Genomic DNA, 14,729 nt, shown 5'->3' with positions numbered 1-14,729 from the left:
GACGGTCGCCGCAGCGGCGGCGATCGCGTGATGGGCGCGTCAGCCCGGCGCCCTGGCGGCAGCGGTCGCCGCGCTGCGCGCGGGAGGCAGCGGCGCGACGCGCTGGCCCGGATGCAGCGCCTGCACGCCGGCCGCGACGATCATCTCGCCCGGGACGAGCCCCTGCGAGACGACGACGTGGTCCGGGTCGAAGCGCAGGATGTCGACCGGCCGCAGGCTGACCGTCGAGGTCTTGGGATCGACGATCCAGACGGCGGGCGAGGCGCCCGACCGGGTCAGCGCCTTGGCGGGGATCGACATGATCACGGAGGAGGTCGTCTCGACCGATCCCACCACGGTCGAGCCCAGCCGCATCGCCTCGGGGGGATCCTGCAGCCCGACCCGGACCTGGAAGGTGCGGGTGACCGGGTCGGCCTGCGGCGCGATCTCGCGGATGCGGCCGACCGCGCTGATGCCAGGCGCCTCCGCCAGCACGACGCTGACGAGGGGATCGCCGGTCTTGGACTCCAGCAGCCGCGCCGGCACGGCGAAGACCGCGTCGCGGCCATCCTCGCGGGCGATCTGCAGGATCGCCTGCCCGGGCTGCACGACCTCGCCGGGCTCGGCGCTGCGCACCGTCACGATGCCGGCGACGTCGGCGCGCAGATCGGTGAAGCCGAGCCTGTCCTGCGCCTGTTCGAGCTGCGCCTCGGCGTTCTCCAGCGCCGCCTGGGCGGTTTCCTGCGCCTTCTGGGCGGCATCGAAGCGCGGGCGGGTCGTGAAACCCTGGTCCATCAACCGCTCCTGGCGCTCGAAAGTGCTGCGCGCAGTGACCACCTCGCCCCGCGCCGCCTCCAGCGCGGCGCGGGCGGCCGCGACGGCATTGGTCTCGATCGTCCGGTCGAGCTTGGCGACGATCTGGCCAGGTGCAACGCGATCCCCGACATTGACCGGCCGCTCGGCCATGCGGCCGGCGATCCGGAAGGCGAGCGACACCGTCTTCTCGGCCTGGATCTCGCCGCTGAGTTCGACGCCCGCGGCGAGCTTGCTGGCCTGGACCTGGACGACCTGCACCGGCCGACCGGCGCTCGGGGCCGTTTTTTCGGCGCTGTCGCAGGCCGCAAGCGCCAGCAGCAGCGCGAGGGCGCCCAGGCGCGGCAGGGCGCGTGGCCGGCGGGGCGAGGGTGGAGTGCCAGGATGTCGGGTCATCGCGCAGGCGCTCCCACGGTCTCGGGTGCCACGCCCTTCGCCTGGTCGGCGGCGGGCGAGGCACCGCCGAACACGGTGACGTAGAGCACCGGCAGCAGGATCAGCGTCAGCACGGTGGCGACGAGCAGACCGCCCATGATCGCGAAGGCCATCGGGCCCCAGAACACGGTCGGCGCGATCGGGATCATGCCGAGCACCGTCGAGATCGCCGTCAGCATGATCGGCCGGAAGCGCGTCGAGGCCGCGTCCATCGCAGCCTGGGTGATGCTCTTGCCGTCGGCCCGCTCCGCCTCGATCTGGCCGATCAGGATGACCGCGTTCTTGGTGATGATGCCGATCAACGCGAGCACGCCGAGCAGGGCAACGAAGCCCAGCGGCTTGCCGGACAGCAGCAGCGCGCCGACGACGCCGATCATGCCGAGCGGCGCAATGCTGATGACGATCGCGAAGAGCTTGAAGCTGCGCAGCTCCGCCATCAGCACGGTGAACATGATCAGCAGCATCACCGGCACGACCGCGATCACCGAGGCCTGCGACGTCGCGCTCTCCTCGACCGTGCCGCCCGTGGCGATGCCATAGGCCGGCGGCAGCGTCTTGCGCAGCGCCTCGATGCCGGGCGCCAGCGCGCTGACGACGGTCTCGGGCAGCACGCCGGGCTTGATGTCGGCGGCGACCGTCAGCGTCGGCACGCGGTCGCGCCGCCAGATCAGCGGCGCGTCGAGATCGTAGCTGAAGGTCACGAATTGCGAGAGCGGCACGGAGCGCCCGCCCGGCAACGCCACCTGCATCGTGCGCAACGTGTCGAGCGAGATGCGGTCTGACCCTTGCGCACGCACGACGACGTCGACGAGATAGATGTCGTCGCGCAGCTGCGTCACCACGGTTCCCGAGACGACCGTGTTGACGATGCCCGCCAGCGCCGCCGAACTCAGGCCGAGACGCCGCGCCTCGTCCTGGTCGACGCGCAGGCGCAGTTCGCGCGAGGGCTCGATCCAGTCGAAATTGACCTGGTCGGTGCTCGGATTGGCGGCGACGACCTGCGCCAGCTTCATCGCGATGGTGCGGACCTCGGCGATGTCGGGGCCGGTGACGCGATACTGCACCGGCCAGCCGACCGGGGGGCCGAGTTCGAGCGGATAGACCCGCGCGATCAGGTTGGGGAATTCGGTGGCCAGCCTGGCCTCGAGCTTCTTCTGCAGCCGGTCGCGGGCGGCGACGTCCTTGGCGACGATGACCGCCTGGTTGAAGAAGTCGTTGGGAAGCTGCGCGTTCAGCGGCAGGTAGAAGCGGATCGCGCCGCGCCCGACATAGGTGCTCCAGCGCGCCACGTCGGGATCGTCCTTCAGCGCCGCGTCGAAGCGCTTCACCAGGGCCTCGCTGGCATAGATCGAGGCGTTCTGCGGCAGCGTCATGTCGACGAGCAATTCGGTCCGGTCCGAAGCCGGGAAGAACTGGCGGGGCACCAGCGGCAAGGCCAGGATCGAGGCCGCAAACAGCCCGATCGTCACCGCTATCGTCAGGAACCGCACCCGGATCGCGCCCGAGAGCAGGGACCGGAAGCCGCGTTCGACCGGTCCGGGTCCGGCGGCCTTGCCGGAGGCTTTCGGCGCCGTGAGCAACGCCATGCCGAGAACGGGCGCGAAGATCACCGCGACGAACCAGGACACGACCAGCGCGATGCTGACCACCGCGAAGAGCGAGAAGGTGTATTCGCCGGCCGAGCTAGCGGCGAAGCCGATCGGCACGAAGCCGGCGATCGTCACCAGCGTGCCGGCAAACATCGCGACCGCGTATTTCTCGAAGGCGAAGGTCGCCGCCTTGGCTTTCGGGTCGCCCGCCGCCAGCCGGGTCACCATCGCATCCGTCGTCGTCATCGCGTCGTCGACGAGCAGGGCGAGCGCGATGATCAGCGCGCCCAGCGAAATCCGCTGCATATCGATGTTGACGACGTTCATGATGGCGAAGACGACGGCGAGCGTCAGCGGGATCGACAGCGCCACGACGAGACCCGGCCGCACGCCGAGGCTGATGAAACTGATCACGAGGATGATCGCCACCGCCTGCCAGAGCGAAGACATGAAGTCGGCGATCGCCTCGTCGACCGTGACCGACTGATCCGCGACCAGTTGCGGCTCGATGCCGACCGGGAGATCGGCCGTGATCGCGGCCATCGCCTTCTTGATGTTGGCGCCGAGCGCCAGGATGTCGCCGCCCTCGCGCATGGCGATGCCGAGCCCGATCGAGGCCTGGCCGTTGACGCGGAACATCGGCTGCGGCGGATCGGCGAAGCCGCGCTTCACCGTCGCGATGTCGGCCAGCCGCACCATCCGGTCGCCGACGGGGAAATTGACGTTGAGCAGATCGGCTTCCGACTGGAAGGCGCCCGACACCCGCAGCGAGAACTTCTCGTCCTGCGTCTGCACCACGCCGGCCGGCCGCACGACGTTCTGCGCCTGCAGCGCGCCGAGCAAGGCCGTGCGGTCGATGCCGAAATTGGCGAGTTCGCGCACCGAGAACTCGATGAAGATACGCTCGTCCTGCGCGCCGATGACCTCGATCTTCGAGACGTCGGGGACGAGCAGCAGCCGCGAGCGGGCCGCCTCGACATGGTCGCGCAATTCGCGGCCGGTGAAGCCGTCGGCGGTGAAGCCGTAGATGATGCCGAAGGTGTCCCCGAAGCGGTCGTTGAAGAAGGGTCCCACCGTGCCGGCCGGCAGGGTGTGGCGGACATCGGCGACGAGGTTGCGGACCTTGAACCACGTCTCCTGGACGGCATGGGCCGGGACGTCCTGCTTCAGATTGACGAAGATCGTCGTCCGGCCCGGCGTGGTGAAGCTGCGCACGAAATCCAGCCCCGGCGTCTCCTCGATCTGGCGCTCGAGCCGCTCGGTAACCTGGCTGAGCGTGTCCTCGATCGTCGCGCCGGGCCAGGCGGCGACGACCACCATCGACTTGATGACGAAGGCCGGATCCTCGTTGCGGCCGAGCTTGACGAAGGCGAGCACCCCGGCGGCGACCGCCACGATCATGAGGTAAATCACGACCGAGCGGCTCTTCAGGGCCCATTCCGACAGGTTGAAACTCATCGTGCCTCGGCTCCGGACAAACGCACGCGCTGCCCTTCCTTCAGGAGGTTGGCGCCGGCGGTGACGACGATGTCGCCCAGCGCCAGCCCCTTGCCCACCAGCGCAGTGGCGGGGTCGCGCGAGACGAGCTCGAGCTTGCGCAGCGAAACGGTGAGCGCGGTCGGGTCCACGACCCAGACGCCTGTCGCCGGCCCCTGGCCGGTCAGAGCGGTCGCCGGGATCGCAATGCCCGACGCCTCACCGCCGCGGACCGCGCCGGACACCGCGGTGCCGAGCCGGAAGGACGCCGGCGGATTGGCGAGCCCCACCCGGACGCGGAAGGTCCGCGTCACCGGGTCGGCCTGCGGCGCGACCTCGCGGACATGGCCGCGCACGCTGACGGTGGGATCGCTGGCGAGCGAGACATGGATGTTGGCGTCGGCGGGGATGGCGCGGATCGAATCGGCTGGCACTTCGAACACCGCATCGCGCCCGTCGCGCCGCGCCAGCTGCACGATCATCCGGCCCGCCGCGACGACCTCGGCCGGCTCGGCGCCGACGCGTGTGACGACGCCCGGCGCATCGGCCTTGAGCGTGGTGAAGGCGACGATGTCCTCGGCCGTCCTGACGCGGGCGCGGGCCGCCTCGACCTGGGCGCGCGCGGCGGTGCGGCCCTGCTCGGCGGCCTCGAAATCGGCCTGGGTGGTGACGCCGCGCGCCAGCAGATGCTCCTGCCGCTGGTACTGGTTCTCCGCCTTGCGCAGCGCGCCCTCGCTGGCGGTCAGCGCCGCGCGCGCCGCGCGCAGGTCGTTGAGTTCGTTTTCCGGATCGAGCCGCGCGACGACCTGGCCCTCGGTCACGGTCGCGCCGATGCCGACGAGGCGCTCGGCCACCCGCCCGCCGATGCGGAAGGAGAGGGAGGCCTGGTCCTGCGCCTCGATATGCCCGCTGAAGCCGAGATCGGCGATCTGGCGCGGCGCCTCGACCGTGGTGGTGCGCACCGTGCGGATGGGCGGCGCGGGTGCGGTCTCGGCCTCGCGCTGGCAGCCGCCGGCCCCGACGAGCAGGACGGCGAGCAGAGCCGGGGCGGTGAGCCGGGGCGCGCCGGCCGCGCGCCGAGGCTCATCCGCGCCGCGTCGGCCAAGGCCTTCGCCGGAGCCAGACCACCCGTCCCGCCGCTTCAAGTCTGGCCACTTCAAGGCTTGCCCAGTCCGATCTCGCATCAGTCGTTCACTCGCCTCGCGACTGTCCGTTGCGCGCCGCCGACGAGGGTTCTCGCCCTGCTGCGCCCGGCGGGCGTCATCGCGCCCCGTTGTCCGGCGTCCAGCCGAAGGCTAGCAACACCGCCTCCGGGCCGGATCAGCTCAGAATCCCAAATCTGGTCTGTTCATCCCATTCTCCCGCCGGGGTTCGCAGGCGATGCACGGGACCCGCTCGGGGCACGGCGCGAGCGGGATGCCGACAGCGGCAGAGCCCGAATGCTGGCGGGCGAGCTGCTCGCGCTCGCGCAGTTCCGTCGGGCTGCAGCCATATTCCCGGCGAAAGGCCCGGCTGAAGGTCGAGTGATCGCGAAAGCCGGCCTCGTTGGCGATGGCGTGAACGGACAGCGGCTCGCCGGGCGCCATGAGATCGCGCCGGGCCTGTTTCAGCCGCTCGCGGTTGATGAAATGGGCGACGCCGCCATCGCCGTCGAGCAGGCGGTAGAGCTTCGAACGCGACATCGCGAGCAGGCGCCCGAGCTGCGGCGGCCCGAAATCGGGCGAGGCCATGTGCCGTTGCACCATCAGGCGAGCCCGCTCGACCATGCCCGAGGCGAGCGAAGGCGGGGCCAGCGCGCCATGGCCCCCGCCGGGCTTGTCCTGCACCTGCCGGTCCAGGACCTCCCTGTCCTCGACCGGCCGTTCCGGAGCCGAGACTTCATGGGCCGGTATGATGCACGCCTCGACCAGGGCCCGCGTCGCGATCGCCAGCCGTTTCGCCTGTTCGCCTTGCACATGGCAGGACTGCTCGACGAGTTGCTGCAGAAAGCCCACCAGCAGCGCACCGGGTCCCGTTTCGGTTTCGCAGAACCGCAAGGCCGTTGCCGCGCCGGGAAAAGCGCCTTCGAGCCATTCCCGGGGCATGAGCAGCGACAGCAGCTCGGCATCCTCGCCGAGGCGATGCGAGGACCGCTCCAGGGCCGCCCGCGCCGCGCCGGCGCGGGGCGAGACGATCAGGGTCGGCCACGCCCCGCCGCTCTTGCTCCGCAGCAGGGCGACGCAGCCCTGGCGCCGCGTCGATGGCGAGGCCAGCGGCCCTTCCGTCGACGAGCCGGCGTGCCGGATTTCGCGGATCAGCGTGAGATCACCGAAGGTCCATTGGGTGAAGACGGCTGGCTCACGGAGCGTCCGGGTCCTGGCGGGCTGGACGGCCCGCTCCAAGGAGCTCTCGATCCATGTCGCCCGCGGATAGGCGGGATGGTCCGGCGGGACCGCGACCGATGCGATGAAAGATCCTGCTGCGCAGGGGGGCCGAGCGCTTGCGGACGTTGCCATGGTCGCCTCCGTGTTGCGGATCGTCGGGTCGGCTGTGTCTTTCCGAGTGTCTGGCTTCGACTGTCATCCGGCCTGCCTTCCGGACCTTGATCTGGCTCAATATTGTCAAGATTGCCTGACACATGCAATCGACCCTGCGTCATCTCCTAGCGTGTCGTGGCCGCATCGAAGACGCGGATCGGGGCGGTGATCAACAGGCCGGCGGCGGAGCCGACCGTCTCCAGCGCCGTTCCGGTGCCCGTCACGTCCGAATCGGTGATGACCTGTCCCTCGATCAGGCGGTTACCGATCAGCCGGACGATTTCGGGGCTCGAGGCGTAGGTGTCGTGGTTGACCCGGTCCCCGGCCTTGATCGCGCTGATGTCGACGACGGTGATGCCCTTGAGGTCGCCGAGCTGCGTCAGGTAGTCTTCGCGGGACAGGTCGATCGCTCCCAGCCGGGTCGCGCCGCGCGCGAGAAACTGCGAGAGCTGCAGCGCGCGGTCGTTCTGCGAGGCGAAGATCGTGATGTTGGGGCGCCGCGGACCCATATCCTCAATCTGACGCCGGAAGACTCCGACATCGAGATCCGGCGACGCCAGGATAAGGTTGTTGATCTTGGCGGGGACGCCGCCGCTCTTGAGCGCGACCTGCTTGAGCGCCTCGACGGCGAGCCAGGCTCCCATCGAATGGGCCAGGACGACGACCTCGCCGACAGCCGGGCTTTTCGTCGCCATCATCAGGACCTCGGCGAGATCGGAGCGCGAATAGGAGGCATTGTCGAGGTCGAGCCGGTAGTCGAGCAGGCGCCCGCGCGACGGCCATGAGAACAGGATCGGCGCAGCATTGGCGTCCGAATCGTGGGCGAGCTGCGCGAAACGGAAGACGGCCCGGTCGAAGGGCGTGTTGAAGCCGTGCACGAAGATGAAGGCGCGGCGCTTGCGACCGCCGGCCGAGGCGAACCAGCGCGGCAGATCGGATTTCTGCAGCGAGGTCGCCGCGCTGACCGTGAAGTCCGTCTCCGGATTGCCGGGCACCGACCGCGGAACCTGAATCGTGCCGGGCTCCCGGTTCCGCGGGATCGAGACGACGATGTTGCTGAAGGAGACGCCCATGCCCCGCTCGCCATCATAGAGCACGCCGGGCTCGTCCGAGACCGCCCGCGTCGTCGCGGTGAGCATGTCGAGCTTGTCGGTGTTCGGTATGGGAGCGACGGTCTGGAGCAGTCCGCGCGGTGCGGAGGCGCAGGCCGCCAGCAACAGGCCGGTGGCGAGGATCGCGGCGATGCGTGCCCCCCGGCCGCGGACAGCGATGCGTGCCGATGCCGGCCTCATGGCCGCCCCCCGTCGCCGGCCTGTCCCGGGACGCAGCGTCGCGTCGTCGGTTGCTGTTCCGGCATGAGGCAAGACTCCGAACTCTTCATCGACCGGGCGGAACGTCCCGCCGGACACGTTGCGTGCATCCGGGACGGTTCCGGCCAGGCTGGCCGGGCTCGCAATCCGCTTGTGACGCTGCGGTATTGAAGCGACGTAACGGTTCGAAGACAAGCCTCGCCGCCCTGCTTTCGTCACGATGCGGTGGACCGACCACAGTCTCGCCCGCTTCTCGCCATTTTGGGACAGCGGGCCCAAGCTTTGGGATTCTGGGCCGATGCCCTGACGGCGCATCCCACTAAGTTCGGCGGCAGGTTTCCGCTAGGGTCATCGTCCCGGCGGTTCGTTCGTTTTCGCCGGGAGCCGATCCCGGCGCCGGGGGTAGGCCGATATGGCGATCGAAAGCACCGCACCCAAGACCACGATGCAGCGCTTCCTCGACGGGGTCGAGAAGGTCGGCAACATGGTGCCGCATCCGGTGGTGATCTTCCTGATCCTGATCGGCATCGTCATCGTGCTGTCGGCCGTGTTCAGCCTGTTCGGCGCGCAGGTGTCCTACGAGCGCATCAACCCCGAGACCCACAAGATCGAGATCGCCTCGACGGCGATCCGGAGCCTTCTCAACGCCGAGGGCATCCGGTTCATCTACTCGTCGCTGGTCCCGAACTTCATGGCCTTCACCGCGGTGGGCCTGATGATCGCCGCCATGATCGGCGCCGGCGTGGCGGAAGAATCCGGCCTGGTCACCGCGCTCATCCGCAAGCTGGTGATCATCTCGCCGCCCGCGGCGCTGACCTACATCCTGGCTTTCGTCGCCATCACCGCCAGCATCGCGGCCGATGCCGGCTATCTCGTGCTGATCCCGCTCGCCGGCATCGCCTATCTGGCCGTCGGGCGAAACCCGATGGCGGGCCTCGCGCTCGGCTTCGCGGGCGTGGCCGGCGCGTTCACGGTCAACATGCTGATCAAGCCGCTGGACGCCGTGCTCGTCGAGTTCACCAACGACGCCGCCCGTCTCGTCGATCCGGCCCGCACCATCGGCCTGGCCTCGAACGTCTGGTTCTCGTTCGCGTCGGTCGTCGTTCTGACGATGACCATCGCGTTCATCACGGACAAGGTCGTCGGCCCGAGACTTGGAGCTTACGATCCCAAGAAGGCCGCGGAGGGAACGACGACGGATCAGGCGGCGCTGTTGTCGGAAGCTGAATCCCGCGGCCTGCGCTTCGCCGGCTTCGGGCTGCTCGGGCTGATCGCGGTGTTCCTGCTGTTGACCGTTCCCGCCGGCGCGCCCCTGCGCAACCCGACGACCGGCGAACTGATCGGCAATTCACCGTTCATGAACGGGCTGATCGCCCTGATCATGCTGATTTTCCTGACCAGCGGCTGGTGCTACGGCATCGGGGCCGGGACGGTGCGCACGCTGACGGAGGTCATCGCGGCCATCGAGAAATCGATCAAGGGCCTCGGCGGCACGATCTTCCTGTTCTTCATTCTCAGCCAGTTCGTCGCCTATTTCACCTACACGAACATGGGCACGGTCATGGCGCTCAGCCTCGCCGGGGTGCTGCAGTCGGCCAATATCGGCGCGCTTCCGCTCTTGCTCGGCTTCATCGTCGTCGTCGCCATCATCGATCTGCTGCTGACCGGGGCCATCGCCAAATGGGCGATCTTCGCGCCCGTCTTCGTGCCGCTGCTGATGAAGCTCGGCGTCGAGCCCGAAGCGGTGCTCTCGGCCTACCGCATCGGCGACAGCCCGATGAACATGATCACGCCGCTCAACGCCTATTTCGCGCTCGTGGTCGGCCTGATGCAGAAATACGACCGCAACGCCGGTGTCGGCACCGTGGTGGCGCTGATGCTGCCCTATCTGGCCGGCATGTTCCTGGTGTGGACCGCCCTGTTCGTGATCTGGAAAACGCTGGGATTGCCCTGGGGCCTGTGAGCCGTCGTGTCGAACCCTCGAAGCAAGCCAGGCCCGGTCGTCACAACGGGCCCTCAACTTGGATGGATGTCATGAGCAACGCCACCATTCCCCTCGATGTCGAGGCGGCGATCGACCATCTGATGAACTTCCTCTCGGTCGAGGGCGTGACGGGCGAGGAGGCTGCGATCGCCGCCGCCGTCAGCGCGGCGCTGATCAAGATCGGCGTGCCGGCCTCGGCGATCCGCTACGACGACGTCAACAGCCGCATCCCGCTGCCGACGCAGACCGGCAACCTGATCGTCGAGCTGCCCGGCACGAAGCCGGGGCCCCGCCTGCTGTTCTCGACCCATCTCGACACCGTGCCGCTCTGCGCCGGTGCCAAGCCACGGCGCGAGGGCGACCGCATCGTCTCCGATGGTACGACGGCACTCGGCGGCGACGCCCGCACCGGCGTCGCGCTGCTCGTCGTGGTCGCGGAGACGCTGATCAAGAACAAGCTGCCCCATCCGCCGATCACGCTGCTGTTCACGGTGCGCGAGGAAAGCGGCCTGCATGGCGCCCGCGAGCTGAACCCCGCGGACCTCAAGAGCCCGGCGATGTGCATCAATGTCGACGGGCAGTTGGCCTCGGAGCTGATCATAGGCGCGGTCGGCCAGGAGAACTGGGAGGTCGAGATCACCGGCCGCGCCTCCCATGCCGGCGTCGCGCCCGACAAGGGCATCTCGGCGACGATGGTCGGCGCCATCGGCCTGACGGAAGCCCGCGCCGCCGGCTGGTTCGGCAAGGTGGTCAAGGGCGAGGCCTTCGGCAGCAGCAATATCGGCATCTTCGGCGGCCGGGACGGCAAGCCGGCCGGCGATGCCACGAACGTCGTCACCGACTATGCCTTCCTCAAGGGCGAGGCGCGCAGCCCCGAGCTGAGCTTCGCCACCCAGATCGTCGACGGGTTCGAGGCGGCCTTCGCCAAGGCCAAGGCCGCCGTCACCGACCATGAAGGCGCGACCGCCGAAGTCGTCTTCAAGCGTGCGGCGGCCTACCCGCCCTTCAAACTGGGCCAGGACAGTCCGGTGGTGAAGCGCGCCACCAGGGCGCTCGGGATGCTCGGTATGGAGCCGACCTACATCTTCTCCAATGGCGGCCTCGACGCCAATTGGCTCGACAAGGCGGGCGTCCCGACGATCACCATCGGCGCCGGCCAGGCCGAGATCCACACGATCAAGGAGTTCGTGAAGCTCGACGAATACGAGAAGGGCTGCCGGCTCGGCATCCTGATGGCGACGCTCGAAGACTGAAGGACCGCTCGGGCGGTCGCCCGGTCGAAGGCCCAACGAGGAGCTGACGCGTGAGCCCCATTGCCTATACCGCCCTGATCATCGCCGCGGCCGTCGTCCTGTTCGTCACGAACAGGGTGCCGGTCGTGCTGGTGGCGATGGGAACGGCGCTGTCGCTGTGGGCGACCGGCGTCCTGACCCTGCCTCAGGCGCTGGGCGGGCTCGGCGACCCGGCCGTGATCTTCATCGCCGCGCTGTTCGTCGTCTCTTCGGGGCTGGAGGTCACCGGCGTCACCGCCTGGGCCGGCCAGCTCCTGATCAAGGGAGCGGGCGAGGACAGCCGCACGCGCCTCCTCCTGCTCACCATGGGCCTCGTGGCGCTGCTGACGGCGCTGATCAGCGTCAACGGCGCGGTGGCGGCCCTGCTGCCGGTCGTCGTGGTCATCGCGGTCCGGCTGAAGCGCAACTCCTCGCAATTGCTGATGCCGCTGGTCTTCGCCGCCCATGCCGGCTCGATGCTGGCGCTGACCGGCACGCCCGTGAACGTGCTCGTCTCGGAAGCGGCGTCCGATGCGGGCGTCGGCGGCTTCGGCTTTTTCGAATTCGCGCTGGTCGGCATTCCGCTGCTCGCCGGCTCCATGGCGATCATGATCCTGTTCGGCCAGAAGCTGCTGCCGGAGCGCAACGGCGCGACGATGCCGGCCGATTTCAGCCGCCATGCCAAGACGCTGGTCGAGCAGTATGGGCTCGCCAGCGGCATCTATCAGCTGCGCGTGCGCGCGACCTGCCCCTATGTCGGGCAGCCGGCAGCGGCGATCGATCTGTCCGCCTATCCCGGCCTCCAGCTCGTCGCGATCCAGGAGGGCGAGAGCGCAAGCCCGCTGCGTCGCCAGGCGATCGCGGAGGGCGACCATCTCCTCCTGCGAGGCGATGCCGAAGCGGCCGCGACCTTCGCCGCGACGCTCCACCTCGCCTTCCGCGACGAAAGCGCCACGACCGGCGCCGGCGAGGAGACGCTGTTCAACAAGCGCTCCGGGCTCGCCGAGGTGGTCATCCCGCCGCGCTCGGGCCTGATCGGCGAGAGCGTCTTTCCGGGCATGGTGACCGAGAGCGGCGACCTGATCATCCTCGCCGTGCAGCGCTCCGGCAACGAGATCGCCGCCAGCGCGACGGGCGAGGCCGGCGGCATCGTGCTGGAGGCCGGCGACACCATGCTGCTGCAGGGCACCTGGAAGGCGCTGGACACCCATCTCGACGATCCCGACGTGCTGGTCGTCAGTTCACCTGAACTCGTCCGTCGCCAGGCGGTGCCGATGGGCCCCGGCGCCAAGCAGGCGGTGATCATCCTGTTCGGCATGGTCCTGCTGCTGGCCACCGGCATCGTGCCGCCCGCAGTGGCGGGCCTGCTTGCCGCTGGCGCAATCATCCTCAGCGGCATCATGAGCGTGGAGCAGTCCTACCGTGCGATCAGCTGGACCACGGTCATTCTCGTGGGTGCGATGATGCCGCTCTCGACGGCCATGGTCGAGACCGGCGCCGCCAAGCTCCTGGCCGAGCGGCTCGTGCTGATGGTCGGCGATGCGGGGCCGATGGCGCTGCTGGCGGGCCTGTTCATCCTGACGGCGGTGATGGGGCAGCTGATCAGCAACACCGCGACCGCGCTGATCGTGATCCCGATCGGCGTCGCCGCGGCCGCCAGCATGGGCATCTCGCCCAAGCCCGTGCTGATGAGCACGGCGGTCGCGGCGGCCGGGGCCTTCCTGACCCCGATCGCGACCCCGACCAACCTGATGGTGATGGGGCCGGGCGGCTACGCGTTCAGCGATTACTGGAAGCTCGGCCTGCCCCTGCTGATCTGGTTCTTCATCGTCTCCGTTTTCATCGTGCCGCTGATCTGGCGCTTCTGACAGGGCGATCGTCGACCCGCCCTGTTTTTTGGGAAAGGACACGACAATGTGGGTTCGTGCAGGGCTTCTCACCACATGGCTTCTCGCCGCGGGGCTGGGCTTGGGGTGTCTGTCGGCGGGTGATGCCGTCGCTGCGCCCGTGGCCTCGATGCCAGGCGTGACCACGGAAAGCGGCGTCGAGCAGGCCAACTGGCATCGCCGTCGCTGCTGGTGGGAGACGCGCCGTTTCCGCGACTCGCGCGGTCGCTGGCAGACACGCCGGGTCCAGGTCTGCCGCCGCTGGTGATCGGCCACCGGGCCGCGCTCGCAACACAGGGCCTCCCGCCTGCGCGCAGGCGCCCGTTGCCGTAGATGTCGCCGAGATTTCGGGCCGCACGACCCCTGCGTTCGCGGCACGATGCCGCGCATGTCACTTCTGCGGCCGCCGTGTTACCCTTCGGCATTCGATATGCCGGGGGGCCTCATGATTCCAGTCCGCTTCACCACGACCGACCTGCCCATCCGGGAGCAGTTCGATGCGTGGCAGGGCTGGTTCGACGGCGTCTTCAGCATCGCGCTGAACGAGAGCGAGGTCGGCTTCGAAGCCAGCAGCATCGTCTGGACGCTCGATGAATTCGGGCTGAGCAAGGTCAAGGCACCGGCGCTGACGGCGGTGCGCGACACCGCCTTGCTGCGCTCGAACCCGATCGACCATTGGGTGATCACGCTGGGCCAACGCCGGACGATCGGCTCGGGCGGGGCCGGGCTCACCCTCGATGTGCCGGGCTCAGTGCCCTATGTGGCGTCGCTCGGCCGCGAACTCGTCAGCCAGCGCTCCAGCGACGAGCGGCTGCAGCTCTATCTGCCGCGCGACAGCTTCCGCGAGCTGGCGCCGCTGCTGGACGCGGCGCAGGCGCAGGCGCTGGACACGCCGCTCGGCCGGCTGCTGGGCGACTATATCGGGTTGCTGCAACGCAGCTTCGGGGAACTCGACGCCGCCGACATGCCGCGGCTGACGAACGCCCTGCGCGCCATGGTGCTGGCCTGCACCGGCCCCTCCGCCGACCGCCTCGACCTCGCCTCGAGCCAGATCAACCTGACGCGACGCGAGAAGGTCCGGCAGTTCATCGATCTGAACCTGCGCAATGCCGCCCTCGACGCGACGCTGCTGTGCCGCGAAGTCGGCATGTCGCGCACGCAGCTCTACCGGCTGTTCCAGGACGATGGCGGGGTGGCCCGCTATATCCGGCACCGGCGCCTGCTGCGCGGCTATGCCGACCTGTCCGACACGGCCAATGGCGCCAGCATCAATGCCATCGCCGATGCGCTGTGCTTCGAGGACGCCTCCAGCTTCAGCCGCGCCTTCAAGCAGGAATTCGGCCTGAACCCGCGCGATGTGCGCGCGGCGGCGGCTGCCGGCCTGCTGCTGCGCGTCAAGCGGCGCGAGCCCGGCGCGGAACAACCCCGCACCCTGCGCGAGTGCCTGCTGCAATTCTGACGCGGCTCGAC

At 69.1% G+C, this 14,729-nt stretch carries 10 protein-coding genes; 5 read left to right on the top strand and 5 right to left on the bottom strand.

Annotated elements, in window-relative coordinates; genetic code table 11:
• Positions 1–39: 39 nt before the first annotated feature.
• The 5 genes from Q8S38_RS04800 to Q8S38_RS04780 form a co-directional block, all read right to left on the bottom strand.
• Positions 40–1,188 carry an efflux RND transporter periplasmic adaptor subunit gene (locus Q8S38_RS04800; protein WP_305679278.1) on the bottom strand — a complete coding sequence of 383 codons (1,149 nt, stop codon included), beginning with the start codon at positions 1,186–1,188 and terminating at the stop codon, positions 40–42.
• Entirely contained in the window at positions 1,185–4,274 is a 3,090-nt protein-coding gene (locus Q8S38_RS04795; protein ID WP_305679277.1) for an efflux RND transporter permease subunit, read from the bottom strand. Before Q8S38_RS04795 ends, Q8S38_RS04800 begins: the two co-directional genes overlap by 4 nt.
• Positions 4,271–5,452, bottom strand: coding sequence for an efflux RND transporter periplasmic adaptor subunit (locus tag Q8S38_RS04790; protein ID WP_305679276.1), 1,182 nt, complete (start codon positions 5,450–5,452; stop codon positions 4,271–4,273). Before Q8S38_RS04790 ends, Q8S38_RS04795 begins: the two co-directional genes overlap by 4 nt.
• Positions 5,453–5,617: 165 nt before the next feature.
• The gene (locus tag Q8S38_RS04785; protein WP_305679275.1) at positions 5,618–6,673 is read right to left on the bottom strand and encodes an AraC family transcriptional regulator; all 1,056 of its coding nucleotides are present in this window, start codon (positions 6,671–6,673) and stop codon (positions 5,618–5,620) included.
• Positions 6,674–6,933: 260 nt separating this feature from the next.
• Complete coding sequence (locus Q8S38_RS04780) at positions 6,934–8,100, bottom strand: alpha/beta hydrolase (RefSeq protein WP_305679274.1); 1,167 nt, start codon at positions 8,098–8,100, stop codon at positions 6,934–6,936.
• Positions 8,101–8,530: 430 nt separating this feature from the next.
• Between Q8S38_RS04780 and Q8S38_RS04775 the strand changes: the two genes are divergently transcribed.
• The 5 genes from Q8S38_RS04775 (at position 8,531) to Q8S38_RS04755 (ending at position 14,718) form a co-directional block, all read left to right on the top strand.
• Positions 8,531–10,081 (top strand): AbgT family transporter, encoded by a 1,551-nt coding sequence (locus Q8S38_RS04775; protein ID WP_305679273.1) that lies wholly within the window; start codon positions 8,531–8,533, stop codon positions 10,079–10,081.
• Positions 10,082–10,143: 62 nt separating this feature from the next.
• The gene (locus Q8S38_RS04770; RefSeq protein WP_305679272.1) at positions 10,144–11,355 is read left to right on the top strand and encodes a M20/M25/M40 family metallo-hydrolase; all 1,212 of its coding nucleotides are present in this window, start codon (positions 10,144–10,146) and stop codon (positions 11,353–11,355) included.
• Positions 11,356–11,405: 50 nt separating this feature from the next.
• Entirely contained in the window at positions 11,406–13,241 is a 1,836-nt protein-coding gene (locus Q8S38_RS04765) for an SLC13 family permease (RefSeq protein ID WP_305679271.1), read from the top strand.
• 157 nt (positions 13,242–13,398) lie between these two features.
• Positions 13,399–13,527 carry a hypothetical protein gene (locus tag Q8S38_RS04760; RefSeq protein ID WP_305679270.1) on the top strand — a complete coding sequence of 43 codons (129 nt, stop codon included), beginning with the start codon at positions 13,399–13,401 and terminating at the stop codon, positions 13,525–13,527.
• A gap of 177 nt (positions 13,528–13,704) precedes the next feature.
• The gene (locus tag Q8S38_RS04755) at positions 13,705–14,718 is read left to right on the top strand and encodes a helix-turn-helix domain-containing protein (protein WP_305679269.1); all 1,014 of its coding nucleotides are present in this window, start codon (positions 13,705–13,707) and stop codon (positions 14,716–14,718) included.
• Positions 14,719–14,729: the final 11 nt, after the last annotated feature.

This window comes from Allobosea sp. (assembly GCF_030695125.1).
Taxonomy (GTDB): Bacteria; Pseudomonadota; Alphaproteobacteria; order Rhizobiales; family Beijerinckiaceae; genus Allobosea.
Note: the sequence above shows the minus strand (reverse complement) of the source record. Positions and strands in the feature narration are given on the sequence as shown.